Raw genomic sequence first — 16,729 nt, 5'->3', positions numbered from 1 at the left:
GGAAGCGCTGTCGAGCGGGGTGCTTACCTTCATATCAGTACCGTACTTCAAAGTGGGTACTTTCGATCGGTTAGTGCGACGCCTACCGTGGTGGTTGAAGTCGAAACCATCTGAGGAGCGCGTCATGATCGTCGTCACCGGAGCCACCGGACAGCTCGGCCGCCTGGTCGTCGAAGGCCTGCTGGAGCGGGTGCCCGCGCAGCAGGTCGCGGTGGCCGTCCGTTCGCCCGAGAAGGCCGCGGACTGGGCCGCCCGCGGCGTCGAGGTCCGCGAGGCCGACTACGGCCGCCCGGAGACCCTCGCCGGCGCCTTCCGCGCCGGCGAGACCGTGCTGCTGGTCTCCGGCAGCGAGGTCGGCTCCCGGGTGCCGCAGCACACCGCCGTCGTCGAGGCCGCCGAGGCCGCCGGTGTCGCCCGGCTCGTCTACACCGGCGTGCTCGGCGGCGACGAGGCCACCTTCGACCTCGCCGCGGAGCACCGGGCGACCGAGGCCGCGATCCTCGCCTCCGGCCTGCCCTACACCTTCCTGCGGAACGGCTGGTACACGGAGAACTTCACCGCCGGCGCGGCCGGCGCCGTCGAGCGCGGGGTGGTGCTGGGCAGCAGCGGCGACGGCCGGCTCGCCACCGCGGCCCGGGCCGACTACGCGGCCGCGGCCGTCGCCGTGCTCACCGGCGAGGGCCACGAGAACCGCGCCTACGAGCTCAGCGGCGACACCTCCTGGAGCCTCGCCGAGTACGCGGCCGAACTCGCCGCCCGCTCCGGACGCCCCGTCGCGTACCGGGACGTCGCCCCGCAGGAGCACCTGGACGCCCTCGTCGGCGCCGGGCTGCCGGCCGGTTTCGCGGCGATCCTGGTCGACGTCGACGCGGCCGTCCGCCGCGGCGAGCTCGACCGCGACCGCGGGGTGCTCTCCGCGCTGATCGGCCGGCCCACCACCCCGCTCGCCGACTCGGTGCAGGCAGCGCTGGGCGCCTGACCGCGGCAGGGACCTTGGTCCCTGCCCGCCGGAGCCGGCCGGACCTGGTGACGTACCGTCCGGGGCGCCGAGGATGGACCTGCGCCACTGCCGCGCAGCTCACCTCGGAGAGGAATTGCCATGCCCCAGTACGTACTTGCCGGGATCGACGGCTCGCCCGAGAGCACCGCGGCGGCCCGCTGGGCGGCCGGCGAGGCCGTCCGCCGCGGGCTGCCGCTGCGCCTGGTGCACGCGCAGACCTGGCTGGACGACATCCACGCCGACGCCGGTCAGCCCGCGGACGTCCGCGGGCTGACCCTGCGGATGCTGGCCGACGCCCGCGAGGAGGTCCGCGCCGCGCACCCGGCGCTGGAGGTCGGGGCCGAGCTGGTCGGCGGCGGGGACCCGGTCGACGTGCTGGTCGAGGCCGCTGCCGGGGCCGAGCTGCTGGTGGTCGGCTCCCGCGGGCTCGGCGGCTTCGCCGGGCTGGTGGTGGGCTCGGTGGGCCTCGCCCTCGCCGGCCGGTCCGAGGCGCCGACGGTGCTGGTCCGGTCCGCCGGGGCACAGGACGGCCCGCACCCCGAGGGGGCCGCCGTGGTGGTCGGGGTCGACACCCGCTCGCCCTCCCCCGAGGTGCTCGAATTCGCCTTCCGCGAGGCCGCCCGGCGCGGGCTGGTGCTGCGTGCGGTGCACGGCTGGACCCCGCCGCCGGTGTGGGGCTACGCGGGCGGCATCGCCCCGCAGGTCGAGGCCGACCAGTTCCGTGCCGTCGAGGCCGAGCTGCTCGACGAGGCCCTCGTCGGCTGGCGGGAGAAGTACCCCGAGGTGACCGTCCTTCAGGACTGCCGGATCGCCGGCGGCGCGCAGGCCGTCGTCGACACCGCCGCGGACGCCGCCCTGGTGGTCGTCGGCCGCCGGCGCCGCCGCCACCGGGTCGGCCTGCACCTCGGCCCGGTCGCCCACGCCGTCCTGCACCACGCCCAGGCCCCGGTCGTCGTCGTCCCGCACGACTGACGGCGCGCGGCTGACGGCGAGCGACGCGGGGCAGCGCCGGTGCGCAGGACCGCCTCCACGGGGTTCAATGCCGGGATGGCGGAGCGGGCGGGGATGTACGACAGCAGGTTCGAGGTCGACGGCGTGCCGGAACTGTTGGCGCGGGTGGAACGCCGGCACGACCCCGAGGCGTGGCAGGAGCTGGGCCTGCGGCTCGTCCTGGAACACGACCTGGTCTTCCCGGCGGGCTTCGCCGCGCTGCCCCGCCTGGTGCGCCTCGCCCCGCGCAGCGCACAGGCGCGCGCCCTGGCCGGGAGGATCCTCGCACGGGCCGCCGGGCACCACGGCTGCGACGACCTGTGGGCGGACTGCGCCCCTGCGGTCGCCGAGTTCGGCCGGGTGCTGCACGCGCACCTGCGGTCACGGCCGGCCGACTACCTGGTGGCCTTCCGGGCGCTGCTCGCCGTCGAGGAGGAGTACCACTGGGCGAACACCCTGGAGGACTTCACGGACGAGATCGTGCACGTCGACTGTCCGCACTGCGGTGCGCCGACGACGATCGCCGTCGGCGGGTTCGGCTGCTACTCCCAGGTCTGGGACGGGGACGAGGAACTGCGCCGGGACCTGCGGCCCGCGGCCGCCGAGGAACTCACCGGCACGGGTCGGTGGATGCACCGGCTCGCCGTCCGCGACGGACAGCAGGTGCTCGCCGACGGCATCGCCCACCTCTTCGGCCGTGCGCAATGCCCGGTCTGCGCCTGTCTCTACACCGTCGCGGACGAGTACTCGGCCGCCAACCGCCCGGTCGTGCGACAGGCGTGTCTTCACGGCGTACGGATGCCTCATGGGCCCGGAGAAGTGCGCGACCCGGATGCGGACACTGCGGGGACCGTGCGTACGCCGGATCCGTCAGGAGCACCGGTCACGGACCGCGCAGCTCTCCCCCGGCCTTCGGCCGGGAGGTGCCCCACGCGCCCCTGACGCCTGCGTCGGTGTGGCAGGCCCGGGGACGGCCCCCACGCCGTCCCCGGGTTCCGTGCGTCGGCCCGGCCGGCCCCCACGGCAGTCCGGGCCGCGTCCGCCCACCCCTGGTGCGGACGCCGCCGGTTCGGCGGTCCTGTCGGGTCCGGACGAGGGGTCCGGTCCGTGGACGGATCGTCAGGACTGCTTCACCGGTGCCTCCACCGTGCCGCACACCGGCCGGTCGCCCGGAGGGCCGAAGGTCCCGCCGATCGGCCCGGCGGCCGACCCGCCGGCCGGCCGGAGGTCTCCGGCCCGGCTCACGGGACTCAGGTGAGCAGCTGTTCGATGCGGTCGAGGGCGCTGGGCAGGTCGCGGGGGCGGAGGATGCCCGCGCCGGGCTGGTGGCCCGCCCAGCCCGGGCCTGCGGTGAGGACGACCGGGCGGGCCCGCGAGCCTCGACCGCCCCAGGCGGTCTCGGCGGCCCGGCGGGCGAGGACCCGGTCGGCGGTGTGCTTGGCCTGGGACCAGATCATCACGGCGGCCGGGCCCGTCCTGCGGACCGCCTCCAGCAGTGCCTCGGCGGGTACGGCGGGGCCGAACATCCGGTAGGGCAGGCCGCGTTCGGCCAGACCGGCGGCGACCGCCTCCAGCGGGAGGGTGTGCAGTTCGGCGGGCATGCCGGCGAGCAGGGCGGGCGGGCCGGGACGGGGCGGCACCGGCCGGTCGGCGACCCGGCGGAGCGCCGTGGAGACGTGCCAGGAGAGCAGGTGCTCGACCTCGACGTACCGCTCGCCCTCGCCGGCCCACCGGCGACCGGCCGCCCGCAGTGCGGGCATCATGACCTCCGTCCAGGCGGCCACCGCCCCCATGTCGTCGACGACCTGACGGAGGAGCCGGGCGACCTCCGCGGTGTCCAGGCGGACGGCGGCCCGGGTGAGGCCGCGGCACTCCGGGCTCACCGGCCCGGCCGCCGGGGCGTTCGCCGTGTCCGTCCGGTCGGGGAACCCTTCGGCGGGGCCTTCCCCGGCACCGTCGCCAAGGGCGGCACCGGCTCCGGAGGGGACGGGCGCCGCAGCGCCGAGGGCCAGCCGGGCGGCCTCGCCGGGCGGGACACCGCGGGCGGTCAGCCGGCACATGGCTTCGAGGACGGCGATGTCCTGCGGGGTCCAGCGCCGGTGGTGTCCCTCCTCGCGCCGGGCGGGCCCGATGCCGTAGCGCCGCTCCCAGGAGCGCACGGTGGTCGGTGAGACGCCGAGCCTGCGGGCCACTCCCCCGGTGGTGAGGCTGGCCTCGGCGAGCACCGGCGCAGCGGTGGAAGCCGTAGCAGCGGCGGGGGCCGTGACGGTTGTGCCGGGCGGGCCGGCGGCGGGTGAGTGGGCTCCCACGGTCTCCTCCTCACGGACGGCGGTCGAACGGGCTGTTGGTCGGGGCGGCGACTCCGGTGGCCGCGGGATCGCTGCCCGTCCAGCATGGCCAACCCGCACGCGGAGGGGCGCTCGCAGCGGTTGCGCACCGGAAGGGGCCGCGGCCCGTCCGGCGGCGGGTCAGTCGTGGACGGCGAGGCTGTCCCGCATCCGGATCAGCCCGTCCCGCATCCGGGTCTTGACGGTGCCGAGCGGGGCGCCGAGCATCGCGGCGATCTGCGACTGCGAGTAGCCGCCGTAGTACGCGAGGGTGAGCGACTGGCGTTGGAGTTCGGTGAGTGCGCCGAGGCAGCGCCGGACCCGGTCGCGGTCGATGCGGCGTTCCACGGCCTCGGCGACCTCGTCGAACACCGGGGCGGGCGAGGCGGCGGCGGCCCGCCGGTCGCGGTCGGCGGAGGCCTGCGCGGAGCGGACCCGGTCGACGGCGCGGCGGTGGGTGATGGTGAGCACCCAGGTCAGCACCCCGCCGCGGTCCGGCCGGTAGCGGGCGGCGGTGCGCCAGACCTCCAGCAGCACCTCCTGGGCCACTTCCTCGGCCTGCGCCCGGTCCCGGAGCACCCGGTGGGCGAGGCCCAGCACGGGGCCGGACACTGCCTCGTAGAGCACGCCGAACGCGCGTTCGTCGCCGCGGGCGATGCGCGGCAGCAGGCCCGACAGGTCCCGGGCGCCGGTGCCGGGCTGCACCGGAACGCGGTCGACGGGGTCTGCGGGGAGGGGGTGCTCACGGACGGCTGTCACGCTGCGACCCTCTCGGCCCGGCCGGTTCACGGGCTACTCGCAGCGTTCCTGCACCGTTCCCGCCGCGGCGGCCCGGCAGGGCCCGCGGGTCAGTCGGTGAGCAGCTCGGCGAGGCGCTTCGCCGTCCTCTCGCCGGCCCGCTGCTTGATCAGCCCCTCCTTGGCGGCGGCGCGCAGCAGGACGACGGTGGTGTCCTCGCCCTCCCCGGCGGTGAGCACCGCGGTCACCAGGACGGGGTTCATGCTCCAGGCGCCGCCTCCGGTCAGCACCCGCATCGTGCTGCGCCGCCCGGCGGGGGCGGAGCGGCCCGCCGGGACCCGCCGGCCCTGCCGGTCGAGGACGGCGGACACCCGGGCCCGGGCGCGGGCGGGCGACAGCGGGAGCGTCAGGGTGATCTCGTGGACGTTCTTCGGCAGCCGCAGGGCGACGAGCCGGGAGAGCCTGCCGCCGAGCGCGCCGACGGCCTCGGCCAGGATCTCGTCCTCGTCGTCCACTGCCGCTCCCCCGTCCCGGCCGCCACCCGGGCCGCCGCCGTACGAGGATCAGACTATCGGCCGGTTTCGGCGGGCCCGGGCTGCCGGCCCGTCAGGCCTTCGCCGGGACCGGAGAGGTCGAGGAGGACAAGGACGACGGGGAGGACGGGGAGGACGGTGACAGCGACGGCGCCGGGGACGACACCGGAGAGCCAGCGGGGGAGGCGGCCGGGGACTGCGGTGCGTCGCGGTGCAGTTCGGCAGGCGGGGTCCGCTCGGCGTCCATCGGGTCCACCCGCACCAGGCTGCCCCAGACCGCCATCCGGTAGAGCGAGGTGTAGACGGGGGTGCAGGTCGTCAGGGTGATGTACCGGCCGGGCGCGTGGTACGGGGAACCCGCGGGGACGGCCGCGACGATGCCGACGTTCTCCGGCGAGGTCTCGGGCAGGATCCCGTCCACCCGGTAGACGTACCAGCTGTCGCGGGTCTCGACGACGATCGGCGCACCGACGTCCACCGCGTCGAGGTCGTGGAACTTCGCGCCGTGGCCGTCCCGGTGGGCGGCGAGCGCGAAGTTGCCGGACCGGTCCCAGGGCATCGCGGCGCGGGGCTCCTGGTAGACGCCGGCGACGCCCTGATCGAGGACGGCCGGGGCGGTGCCGACCTTGATGACGACCGGGTCCTGCTGCATCGCGGGGACGTGCAGGAAGCCGACCTCCTGCCCGGTGGTCACGGTGCTCGGTGCGCCGGAGGGGCCGGGTGCCGCCCAGCTCTGCCGCAGCCGGTCGCCGGCCCGGTCGGCCTGCCGGTCGGCGAGGACGTCCGTCCACCAGAGCGAGTACGCGGCGAACAGCGCGGCCGCCAGGGCGATCGTCAGCATCAGGTTGCCGAAGGCGTTCGTCCACCTGCGGCGCGGGGATCGCCGCGCGTCCTCTGCCGGAGCCCGGTCCATCGGGTCCTCCTCCGCCGGGCGCCTGCCGGTCGCCTCGTCGGTCCGACGTCCGAAGATCCGTCAGACCGGCTTGCGGCGGCGCCGATTGTCCGTGTCCGGGTTCCGTCCGCCGCGGTGGGCCGTCCGTCCCGGAGTTGTCCGTTCCCCGACAGTCTGCCGACCGGGGACGGCCGATCGGCGCAGACGGCACGCGGCATTCGGGTGGCGTGGCCCGCCGGACGACCCGTCGGGGAAGGCCTGCGGGCCTCTTCACTCGAACGGCATGCGTGCCTTCCGGCCGACACCGTGCCCCGGGCCATTACAACTCTGACTGTCATACGAGCCCCCACCACCGATCCCCTCTCCGGCGAGGAGGCCATGTGCCATGACCACTGCCACCCGGCCGCTGACCCTCACGGTCATCGTTCCCGCACACAACGAGGAGCAGGGCCTCCCGGCCACGCTCGAATCCCTGCTGCGCCAGACAGTCCCGGCCGAGGAAATCATCGTGATCGACGACGGGTCGACGGACCGCACCGGCGAGGTCGCCGCCGGGTACGGCGTGACGGTGCTGCGCCCGCCCCGGAACCTCGGCAGCAAGGCCAAGGCGCAGAACTACGCGCTGCCGTTCTGCACGACCGACCTGGTGCTCGCCGTCGACGCCGACACCGTCCTGGCGGACGACTACATCGAACACATCAAGCCGGCCTTCGACGACGAGGACGTGCTGATCGCGTCCGGCTGCGTGCAGAGCCGGTTCGAGCGGACCTGGGCCGAGCGCGGCCGGTCCGTGGAGTACCTCTACGGCTTCCACTGGAACCGTCCGATCGAGAACATGGCCAACTCGCCGGTGGTCTGCTCCGGCTGCTGCTCGGTCTTCCGGCTCCAGCCGCTGGTCGACTTCGGCGGGTTCCCGGAGCGGACGATCGTCGAGGACATGGACTACACCTGGTCCGTGCAGATGGCCGGGAAGAAGGCCGTCTACGTCAGCGCGGCGGTCGCCTGGGCGGCCGACCCCGAGGACCTCACCTACCTGCGCAAGCAGACCTGGCGCTGGGCGGCGGGGTACTTCCAGAACGTCCGCATCCACCTGCCGCGGATGATCTTCAAGAAGCCGATGCTGGCGTTCTGGGTGGTCCTCAAGCTGTGGGAGACCATCGCCGTCCCGCTGTGGTTGGTCCTGCCGCTGGTGGTGCCCGGCGTCGGCTTCTCGATCGGGGACGCCTTCCTCTGGTGGTTCCTGTGGTGGCTGTCGACCAGCACCCTGATGATCGGCCTGCCGCTGGTCTACGCCGCCCGGAAGCGGAAGATCCCGCTGAGGCGCGTCCTGCGGAACCTGCCGTACGTCTTCCTCACCAAGCTGGTGGACTTCTGCTACCAGTGGAAGGCGCTGGTCGTCGAACTGGTCCTGGTGCCGCTGCGGCTCTCCAAGGGCCTGGTCAACTACGAGAAGGGCCGCGCCGACACGCCCGCCGTCCCGGCGCCGGCCGCCCGGGCCGGGGTCGAATCCGGGGAGCCCGCCACGACCACCTGAGTCCTGGTACTCCGGCCGGCCCCGGCACGCCCGCGGGGCCGGCCGCCGCGTGCCCGGACGAGCGGGCCTCGACACCGCCCGGTACGACGAGCGAGGTGCCCGGCACCGCCCCTCGCGGGGTGGGCCCGGGCACCTCGGTGCGTTCTCCTCGGAGTCGTCGACGCTCCGTCAGTGACCCGCCGTCCGTCGGCCGAAGAACTTCATCATCAGGCCGGACGCGCCCAGCACCAGCGCCACGCCCACGTACGCGAGGCCGCTGAAGCCGGTCTTCGGAAGAGAGTGCCCGTATCCCATGAGGGTGCTTCCTTTCGGTGAGGGGACCCAGCCCTGATGCACCGGTCGGCCGGTGCCGCCGGGCAACTGAGTGCCAATATGTTTTTAAGCCGCCAGCGGCCGTTTTCGGTGAGCGGCACGTATGTTGTTCGGGTGAAGCTCGTACGGAAACCGTCCGGCGACCCGGCCGGCCGGGGGTGACGACGGTGCACGGCTTCGCCGCCACCGAGTTCCAGCTCGTCCTGCTGCGCCGGATGGCCGACTTCCACCCCGAACTGGTGGAAGCGGCCCTGCACCGGCTCGGGGCCACCCGTGCCGGCATGCGGGAGGCGAACAAGCGCTGGCAGGCGATGGTCCGCTCGCCCCGCTTCCCGCACGGCGCCCGCCGGTACGCCGCCGTGCTCGGCCCGCCGGAGGCCGTGGGGCCCCGCCGGATCGGCGACCTGGACTGCACGGTGCAGCAGTGGGCGCTGCCGCTCTGGCCGGACCTGCGGTTCGAGATCCTGCTCGGGCCCGGCGGCGGCGCGTCCCCGCCGTGGAACGAGTGGCTGGTCCGTGCGCCCGGCGCGTCCCCGCCGCGGCTGCGCACCCTGGAGGACCTCCTCCCGTGGAGCTGCGTCGTGGCGGACGTCGGCGCGGCCTTCCCGCCCGCCGCGCCCCGCGAGGGCAGTGCGCCGACCCGGTGGCAGCTCGACTTCACGGCCCCGGACGCCGCCGGCCGATTGCACTCCTGCACCGCCGACTTCACCTGGGGCCTGCTGCAGGAGGTGCGCACCACCGGCACCGCCCCCGCCGCCGTCCCCGGCACGGAACCCGCCTGACGCCCCGTCCGGTCCGCGGCCGGCGGCTGCGGACCGGCGGAAAATCGCGGGAGGCCCGGCCGGATCTGTGGTCGGATACCGGTCGACTCGACCGTCCGAGAAGGGGGATGCCCGTGGGATCCGTACTGCAGGCGCCGGTGCTGGAGGGTTCGCTGGTGCGGCTGGAGCCGCTGGAGCACCGCCACGCGGCGGGCCTGGCCGCTGCGGCGGAGGAGGACCGCGGCTCGTACGGCTTCACCTGGGTGCCGGCCGCGGCGGAGGCCACGGCGTACGTGGACAAGCAGCTCGCCCGGGCGGCCGCCGGCCTGCTCGCCCCGTTCGCCCAGGTGGAACGCGCCTCGGGGCGGGTGGTCGGGGCGACCGCGTTCTGGGACCCGCGGCCTTGGCCGGACGGCGAGGGACTGTGCGCGGTCGAGGTCGGCTTCACCTGGCTGGCCGCGTCCGCGCAGGGCACCGGGCTGAACACCGAGGCCAAGTACCTGCTGTTCCGGCACGCCTTCGAGCAGTGGGGCGTGGCGCGGGTCGACCTGAAGACCGACGCGCGCAACGGCCGCTCGCGGGCCGCGATCGAACGCGTCGGCGCCCGGTTCGAAGGGGTCCTGCGGAACTGGTCGGCCTCGTGGGCACCCGGCGAGCAGGGCAGCCTCCGCGACTCGGCGATCTTCTCGGTGACGGCGCAGGAGTGGCCGGAGGTCCGGGCCGGCCTCGAACGGCGCCTCGCCGGGCACCGCACCGCACGGTGACGCCGCACCGGCCGGAGGCCCGCGGCCGATGACGGGAGCGGTGTCCGGCCCGGCGGAGGAGGACCCGTGACCGCATCCACCGCCACCGTGTTCCGCGGTGTCCGCCCGTTCGGCGTCGGCGAGCCGGTCGACCTGGTCGCCGTGGACGGGCTGCCGGCCGCTCAGGTCCCCGAGGCCGCCCGGGTGGAGGTCGTCGACGGGGGTGGCCGGATCGCCCTGCCGACACCGGTGGACGCCCACGTCCACCCGGACATGACGGCCTGGGGCGAGCCCTGGTACAGCCGCCGTCCGGCCGCCGGGCTGCCCGAGTACGTGCAGGGCGACGTCGACCTGTACGCGCAGCAGCGGACGCCGGTCGCCGAGCGGGCCCGGCGGCTGCCGGCGCACGCGGTGGCGCCGGGCACCCGGGCGGTCCCGGCGCACGTCGACGTGGCCCCGGCCCACGGGCTGGCCGGCGTCGAGGGCCTGGCGACGGCGCGGGAGCTGCTGCGCGGGGCGCCGGACGTCCAGGTGGTGGCCTTCCCGCAGCACGGGGTGCGGCGGACACCCGGCGCGGGCGCGCTGCCGGCCGAGGCGGCGGCGAGCGGGCCGATCGACGCGGTGGGCGGGATCGACCCGGCGGGATTCGACAGGGCGGGATTCGACGGGGTGGGCGCGGCGGGCGAGGGCCCGGACCAGCTGGACCAGGTCTTCGGCCTCGCCGAACGGCACGGCCTGCTCGTCGACGTCCACCTGCACGACGCCGGGGAGCGCGGTCCGGCCCCGCTGCGGGACATCGCCGCCCGGACGAGGGCGGCGGGCATGCAGGGCCGGGTGGTGGTGAGCCGCGTGTTCTGCGTGCCGGAGCTGTCCGGGGCCGCGCCGGCCGGCCCGGCGGAACTGCCGGCGGACGCCGGGATCGGGCTGACGACCGTGGCGCCCTCGGCGCACCAGGTGCTGCCGTTCCGGGTGCTGGCGGAGCACGGGGTGCGGGTGGGCCTGGGCTCGGACGGCGTCCGGGACTCGTGGAGCCCGTTCGGCAACGCGGACGTGCTGCACCGCGCGCACCTGCTCGGCTGGACGACCGACGCGCGGACGGACGGCGAGCCGGCCGAGTGCTTCGCGCCGGCCTCCGCCGGCGGCGCCGCGCTGCCGGGGCTGCCCGCCGCGGACCCGGCGCCCGGCTCGCCTGCGGACTTCCTGCCGCAGGTGGTGGTCGACCCGCCCCGGCGGGGCGTGGCCGTCCGGGTGGGCCGGATGGTCGCCCGGGACGGGCGGTTCACCGGCTGAGCGGCGGGCGGCAGCGCGACCGGCCGCACCATTCGTGGTGAAGTGCCCGGATCATCCCTAGGATGGATGACCGGCGCTCGGGCGTGGCCGGACGGGTGACGTCCAGGGCGGAAGCCGATCAGCTCGGGACGGGGTCCCCATGGCTCAGACCGCCGGTCCGCCGCGGACCGTTCTCATCACCGTGGACGACGATCCGGCGGTGTCCCGCGCCGTCGCCCGGGACCTGCGCCGACGGTACGGCGAGTCGTACCGGGTGGTGCGCGCGGAGTCCGGGGAGTCGGCGCTGGAGGCGCTGCGGGAGCTGAAGCTGCGCGGCGACCCGGTGGCGGTGATCATCGCCGACTACCGGATGCCGGCGATGAGCGGCATCGAGTTCCTCGAACAGGCGATCGACATCTACCCCGATGCGCGGCGGGTGCTGCTCACCGCGTACGCGGACACCGGCGCGGCGATCGACGCCATCAACGTGATCGACCTCGACCACTACCTCCTCAAGCCGTGGGAGCCGCCGGAGGAGAAGCTCTACCCGGTGCTGGACGACCTGCTGGAGGTGTGGCGGGCCGCCGACCACCGCCGGGTCGCCGTCACCAAGGTCGTCGGCCACCGCTGGTCGGCGCGCTCCTCCGCGGTGCGGGAGTTCCTGGCCCGCAACGAGGTGCCCTACCGCTGGTACTCCTCCGACGACCCCGAGGGGCGGCGGCTGCTCGCCGCCGCGGGCGAGGACGGCCGGCGGCTGCCGCTGGTGGTCACCCCGGACGGCACGGCGCTGGTCGCACCCGCCGACCGGGACCTCGCCGCCCGGGTCGGCCTGGCCACCACCCCGGCCGCCGACTTCTACGACCTCGTCATCATCGGCGGCGGGCCGGCCGGCCTCGGCGCGGCCGTCTACGGCGCCTCCGAGGGGCTGCGGACCGTCCTGGTGGAACGGTCCGCGACCGGCGGCCAGGCCGGCCAGAGCTCGCGCATCGAGAACTACCTCGGCTTCCCGGACGGCGTGTCCGGGGCGCAGCTCACCGACCGGGCGCGACGGCAGGCGGCGAAGTTCGGTGCCGAGATCCTCACCGCGCGGGAGGTCACCGGGCTGGAGGTCGGCGGCGCCGCGCGGGTCGTCCGGTTCGCCGACGGCTCGGCGATCGCCGGGCACGCGGTGATCCTGGCGACGGGCGTGTCCTACCGGCAGCTGGACGCGCCGGGGGCGGCGGAGCTGACCGGGTGCGGGGTGTTCTACGGCTCGGCGCTGACCGAGGCGGCCGCCTGCCAGGGCCAGGACGTCTACATCGTCGGCGGCGCCAACTCGGCCGGCCAGGCCGCCCTGTACCTGGCCCGTAGCGCCAAGTCGGTGACCCTGGTGGTGCGCAGGCCCTCGCTGGCGGCGACCATGTCGCACTACCTCGTCCAGCAGGTCGAGGAGGCCCCGGAGATCTCCGTCCGCGCCAACACCGTGGTGGAGGCGGCGCACGGCGAACACCAGCTGGAGCGGCTGACGCTGCGCGACACCGAGTCCGGCGGGAGCGAACTCGTCGACGCGCAGTGGATGTTCGTGTTCATCGGGGCGGCGCCGCGGACGGACTGGCTGGAGGGCACGGTGCTCCGGGACTCCCGCGGCTTCATCCTGACCGGCCCGGACCTGGCACCGGAGGGCCGGCTGCCGGCCGGCTGGGAGCTGGACCGCCCGCCCTACCACCTGGAGACGAACGTCCCCGGCGTGTTCGTCGCCGGGGACGCCCGCGCCGAGTCGGCCAAACGCGTCGCTTCCGCCGTCGGCGAGGGCGCGATGGCCGTGATGCTCGCCCACCGCTACCTGGAGCAGTCTTGACTTCCTCCCCCACTCAGAGGCGGGGGATTCCGGCGGTCGCCCGCCGGGGTTCCTGCTTCGCCGACGACCGCCCCGCACGGGAGGATTCCCGTTGAGGTCTTACACCGTCTCCACAGGCAGACGCCGCCGGCCCGGCGGCCAGGATGTTGCGTGCCGCGTTCACGTCGCGGTCGTGCACGGCGCCGCAGTCGCACGTCCACTCGCGGACGTTCAGCGGCATCTTCGCCACGACCGCGCCGCAGGCCCCGCACAGCTTGCTGGAGGGGAACCCGCGGTCGATCACGACGAGTTCACGCCCGTACCAGGCGCACTTGTACTGCAGCATGGAGCGGAGTTCCGTCCAGGACGCATCCGAGATGGCGCGCGCAAGCCTGCGGTTCTGCAGCAGGTTGCGGACGGCGAGGTCCTCGATCACGATCGTTTGGTTCTCACGAACGAGACGGGACGACAGCTTGTGCAGGAAGTCGCGGCGCCGGTCGGCGATCCGCGCGTGGACCCCGGCGACACGGCGCCGGGCCTTCTCCCGGTTCGCCGAGCCCTTCGCCTTCCGCGACAGCTCGCGCTGCGCGCGGACCAGCCGGGCACGGTCGCACCGTTCGTGCCCGGGGTTGGTGACCTTCTCCCCGGTGGACGGCGTCACCAGAGCATTGATTCCGGCGTCCAGACCGACCGCCGCACCGGTGGTGGGCGCCGGGGCGACGCTGTCCTCGACCACCAGGGACACGAACCAGCGGCCCGCGCTGTCGCGGGACACGGTCACCGTGGCCGGCTCCGTGCGCTCGGGCAGCGGGCGCGACCAGCGGACGTCCAGCGGCTCCGCCATCTTGGCCAGGGTCAGCCGGCCGCCACGCCATGTGAAGGCGCTGCGGGTGTACTCGGCCGACGCACGGGAGTTCTTCCGGCTCTTGTACCGCGGGTACTCGGCCCGCTTGGCGAAGAAGTTCCCGAACGCCGTCTGAAGATGGCGCAGCGCCTGCTGGAGCGGAACGGAGGACACCGCCGCCAGGAAGGCGAACTCCTCGGTCCTCTTCCACTCCGTCAGCGCGGCGGACGACTGCACGTAGGAGATCCGGCGCTGCTCGCCGTGCCAGGCCCGTGCGCGCTCCTCCAGCGCCTTGTCGTACACGAGGCGGACGCAGCCGAACGTTCGGGACAGCTCGGCCGCCTGCTCGCCCGTGGGGTAGAAGCGGTACTTGAATGCCCGCTTGACCTGCTGCGCCACACCTCACAGCCTATCAATTTCCGCGCGAGCAACCGGTGTCGGCCGGTGGCCGTGGGCGCCCGATCACCGTGGCGACGATTCGGCCTTCCCCGCCCTGCTCCGCAGGACCTCCGTTCCCTCCCCGACCTGAAGACCGGGGCATCCACGAAGGAATCACGATGACCGGCCGTCCGATGCCCTGCGATCCGGTGGAGCTCTCCACCCTCTTCCTGTTCGAGGAGCTCGCCCCGGAGCAGCTGGACCGGCTCTGCCGGGAGGGCTCGGTGGTGGAGTTCGACGCGGGTCCGGTGTACGCCGAGGGCGATCCGGCGAGCTGCTTCTACGTGCTGCTGGAGGGCACGGTGGTGCTCTCGCGCAAGGTGGGCGACTCCGACGTGGAGGTCACCCGGACCTCCGACCGCGGGGTGTACGCGGGGGCGTTCCAGTCCTACCTGGGCGACCGGGTGGCGCAGGTGTACAACAGCTCGCTGCAGGTGCCGGAGCGTTCGCGGTTCTTCGTGCTGCCGGCGGAGACCTTCGCGCAGGTGATGCGGGAGTGGTTCCCGATGGCCGTGCACCTGCTGGAGGGGCTGTTCTTCGGGTACAAGAGCGCGCAGGCCGCGGTCGGGCAGCGGGAGCGGCTGCTCGCCCTGGGGGCGTTGTCCGCCGGGCTCACCCACGAGTTGAACAATCCCGCGGCGGCGGCCGTCCGGGCGACCTCGGCGTTGCGCGAGCGGGTCGCCGGGATGCGCCACAAGCTGGGCGCGATCGCGGCGGGCCCGTTCCGGCGGGAGAGCCTGGAGTCGCTGGTCGAGGTCCAGGAGCGGACGGCGGAGCGGGTCGCCAAGGCGGTCGCGCTCAGCCCGCTGGAGGCCTCGGACCGCGAGGACGCGCTCGCCGACTGGCTGGACGACCACGGCATCGCGGGCGGCTGGCAGTTGGCCCCGACCTTCGTCCAGGCCGGCCTGGACACCGACTGGCTCGACCAGGTCGCGGCGCGGGTGGACGAGGGCCTGTTGGAGGGGGCGGTGCGGTGGCTCAACTACACGGTCGAGACCGAGCTGTTGATGAACGAGATCGAGGAGTCCACCAACCGCGTCTCGGCGCTCGTCACCGCCGCGAAGCAGTACTCGCAGCTCGACCGCGCGCCCTACCGGACGGCCGACGTGCACGAGCTGATCGACAGCACGCTGCTGATGGTCTCCGGCAAGATCGGCCCGCGGATCCGGGTGGTCAAGGAGTACGACCGGACGCTGCCGGCGATCCCCGCCTACCCGGGCGAGCTCAACCAGGTGTGGACGAACCTGATCGACAACGCCGTCGCGGCCATGGACGGCGACGGCGGGGAGGGCACGCTGACGGTGCGCACGGCGCGGGACGGCGACCGGCTGCTCGTGGAGTTCGGCGACACCGGCCCGGGCGTGCCGGAGGAGATCCGCGACCGCATCTTCGACCCGTTCTTCACCACCAAGCCGGTCGGCGAGGGGACGGGTCTCGGTCTGGACATCTCCTGGCGCATCGTCGTCAACAAGCACCACGGCGACCTGCGGGTGGAATCCGTGCCGGGCGACACCCGGTTCCAGGTGCGCCTGCCGCTGACCGCGCCCGGGGCGGGCGCGGCCGAGCAGCCGTCCTGAGCGGCCGCCGGGCGGCCCGACCGACAGAGCGAGGTGGACGGGATGGGATACATCGGCACGGTGGGGTTGGTGCTCCACCCGGAGCGCCAGTGCGCGGCCACCGTGGACGCCGTCCTCGACTGGGGGCACGGGCGCGGCGCGAAGGTGCTGGGGATGGCGGAGGAGGTGCACCGGATCGGCTGCCGGGCGATACCGGTCGGGGCCGAGGAGATGACGGCCTCCGCGGACCTGCTGATCAGCCTGGGCGGGGACGGCACCATGCTGCGGGCGCTGCGGCTCGCGGTCGGCGGGCACGCGCCCGTTCTCGGGGTCAACGTCGGACGGCTGGGGTTCCTCGCCGAGGTCGACATACCCGAACTGCCGTCGGCGCTGGACGCGATCGACGAGCACCGGTTCACCGTCGAGCAGCGCTCCGGCGTCCGGGCCGGGTTCAAGGCGAGCCACGAGACGGCGCTCAACGACGTGGTGCTGGTGCGCAGTCCGGGGCAGCGCTCGGCGGAGGTCGCCGTGCGCGTCCAGGAGCAGCCGTTCGTGCAGTACACGGCGGACGCGGTGGTGGTCGCCACGCCCACCGGGTCGACCGCGTACAGCTTCTCCGCCGGGGGCCCGATCGTGTCGCCCAACGCCGAGGGGCTGCTGATCACGCCGGTGGCGCCGCACGCGGTGTTCAACCGCTCGGTCTTCCTCTCCGCGGGCGAGCGGCTGTCGCTGGAGGTGCTGGCGCACAGCGGGGACCTCGCCGTGGAGGCGGACGGCCGGCTGGTCGGCCGTGTCCGGCCGGGTGACGTGGTCGAGGTGACCATGCTGCCGGCCGCGGCCCGGGTGGTCCGGCTCGGCCGCACCACGTTCTACCAGCGGGCGCAGCGCAAGCTCCGTCTCTCCGGTTCGGCCGAACCCGACTGAGGTCCCGGCACCGCCGAGTCGACGGAGGGATCTTTTCCGTCACCACGCCGAG

At 74.6% G+C, this 16,729-nt stretch carries 16 protein-coding genes; 10 read left to right on the top strand and 6 right to left on the bottom strand.

Annotated elements, in window-relative coordinates:
* Positions 1-124 precede the first annotated feature (124 nt).
* The 3 genes from AB0O09_RS11990 (at position 125) to AB0O09_RS11980 (ending at position 2,932) form a co-directional block, all read left to right on the top strand.
* On the top strand, positions 125-979 hold the full coding sequence (locus tag AB0O09_RS11990; protein WP_363541469.1) for an NAD(P)H-binding protein: 855 nt from the start codon (positions 125-127) through the stop codon (positions 977-979).
* 120 nt (positions 980-1,099) lie between these two features.
* Positions 1,100-1,972 carry a universal stress protein gene (locus AB0O09_RS11985; protein WP_363541468.1) on the top strand — a complete coding sequence of 291 codons (873 nt, stop codon included), beginning with the start codon at positions 1,100-1,102 and terminating at the stop codon, positions 1,970-1,972.
* A 93-nt stretch (positions 1,973-2,065) separates the two neighbouring features.
* Complete coding sequence (locus AB0O09_RS11980) at positions 2,066-2,932, top strand: hypothetical protein (RefSeq protein WP_363541467.1); 867 nt, start codon at positions 2,066-2,068, stop codon at positions 2,930-2,932.
* 308 nt (positions 2,933-3,240) lie between these two features.
* On the opposite strand, the gene AB0O09_RS11975 is transcribed toward AB0O09_RS11980, so the two are convergent.
* The 4 genes from AB0O09_RS11975 to AB0O09_RS11960 form a co-directional block, all read right to left on the bottom strand.
* Positions 3,241-4,215, bottom strand: coding sequence for a MerR family transcriptional regulator (locus tag AB0O09_RS11975; RefSeq protein ID WP_363541616.1), 975 nt, complete (start codon positions 4,213-4,215; stop codon positions 3,241-3,243).
* A 243-nt stretch (positions 4,216-4,458) separates the two neighbouring features.
* Complete coding sequence (gene sigK / locus AB0O09_RS11970) at positions 4,459-5,022, bottom strand: ECF RNA polymerase sigma factor SigK (protein WP_363541614.1); 564 nt, start codon at positions 5,020-5,022, stop codon at positions 4,459-4,461.
* Between the two features lie 143 nt (positions 5,023-5,165).
* Positions 5,166-5,570, bottom strand: a complete 405-nt coding sequence (locus AB0O09_RS11965) for a hypothetical protein (protein ID WP_363541466.1) — start codon at positions 5,568-5,570, stop codon at positions 5,166-5,168.
* Between the two features lie 91 nt (positions 5,571-5,661).
* Entirely contained in the window at positions 5,662-6,501 is an 840-nt protein-coding gene (locus AB0O09_RS11960; RefSeq protein ID WP_363541464.1) for a class E sortase, read from the bottom strand.
* 364 nt (positions 6,502-6,865) lie between these two features.
* On the opposite strand from AB0O09_RS11960, the gene AB0O09_RS11955 reads away from it, so the two are divergent.
* Positions 6,866-8,014, top strand: coding sequence for a glycosyltransferase family 2 protein (locus AB0O09_RS11955; RefSeq protein ID WP_363541463.1), 1,149 nt, complete (start codon positions 6,866-6,868; stop codon positions 8,012-8,014).
* Positions 8,015-8,182: 168 nt separating this feature from the next.
* On the opposite strand, the gene AB0O09_RS11950 is transcribed toward AB0O09_RS11955, so the two are convergent.
* Complete coding sequence (locus tag AB0O09_RS11950; protein WP_363541461.1) at positions 8,183-8,308, bottom strand: LPXTG cell wall anchor domain-containing protein; 126 nt, start codon at positions 8,306-8,308, stop codon at positions 8,183-8,185.
* 233 nt (positions 8,309-8,541) lie between these two features.
* Between AB0O09_RS11950 and AB0O09_RS11945 the strand changes: the two genes are divergently transcribed.
* From AB0O09_RS11945 to AB0O09_RS11930, 4 genes are all read left to right on the top strand, one after another.
* Complete coding sequence (locus tag AB0O09_RS11945) at positions 8,542-9,108, top strand: hypothetical protein (protein ID WP_363541613.1); 567 nt, start codon at positions 8,542-8,544, stop codon at positions 9,106-9,108.
* Between the two features lie 113 nt (positions 9,109-9,221).
* Positions 9,222-9,851, top strand: coding sequence for a GNAT family protein (locus AB0O09_RS11940; RefSeq protein WP_363541460.1), 630 nt, complete (start codon positions 9,222-9,224; stop codon positions 9,849-9,851).
* Positions 9,852-9,917: 66 nt separating this feature from the next.
* Complete coding sequence (locus AB0O09_RS11935) at positions 9,918-11,120, top strand: amidohydrolase family protein (RefSeq protein ID WP_363541459.1); 1,203 nt, start codon at positions 9,918-9,920, stop codon at positions 11,118-11,120.
* A gap of 139 nt (positions 11,121-11,259) precedes the next feature.
* Entirely contained in the window at positions 11,260-12,936 is a 1,677-nt protein-coding gene (locus tag AB0O09_RS11930; protein WP_363541457.1) for an FAD-dependent oxidoreductase, read from the top strand.
* A 13-nt stretch (positions 12,937-12,949) separates the two neighbouring features.
* Here the strand turns inward: AB0O09_RS11930 and AB0O09_RS11925 are convergent, their stop codons facing one another.
* Positions 12,950-14,158, bottom strand: a complete 1,209-nt coding sequence (locus AB0O09_RS11925) for a transposase (protein ID WP_363541456.1) — start codon at positions 14,156-14,158, stop codon at positions 12,950-12,952.
* Positions 14,159-14,316: 158 nt separating this feature from the next.
* Between AB0O09_RS11925 and AB0O09_RS11920 the strand changes: the two genes are divergently transcribed.
* Together AB0O09_RS11920 and AB0O09_RS11915 are read left to right on the top strand one after the other, a co-directional pair.
* Positions 14,317-15,774 (top strand): ATP-binding protein, encoded by a 1,458-nt coding sequence (locus tag AB0O09_RS11920; RefSeq protein ID WP_363541455.1) that lies wholly within the window; start codon positions 14,317-14,319, stop codon positions 15,772-15,774.
* A 42-nt stretch (positions 15,775-15,816) separates the two neighbouring features.
* On the top strand, positions 15,817-16,677 hold the full coding sequence (locus tag AB0O09_RS11915; protein ID WP_363541454.1) for an NAD(+)/NADH kinase: 861 nt from the start codon (positions 15,817-15,819) through the stop codon (positions 16,675-16,677).
* The last annotated feature ends 52 nt before the right edge of the window (positions 16,678-16,729 follow it).

This window comes from Kitasatospora sp. NPDC093679 (assembly GCF_040683455.1).
In the GTDB taxonomy this organism is placed as follows: domain Bacteria; phylum Actinomycetota; class Actinomycetes; order Streptomycetales; family Streptomycetaceae; genus Kitasatospora; species Kitasatospora arboriphila.
Note: the sequence above shows the minus strand (reverse complement) of the source record. Positions and strands in the feature narration are given on the sequence as shown.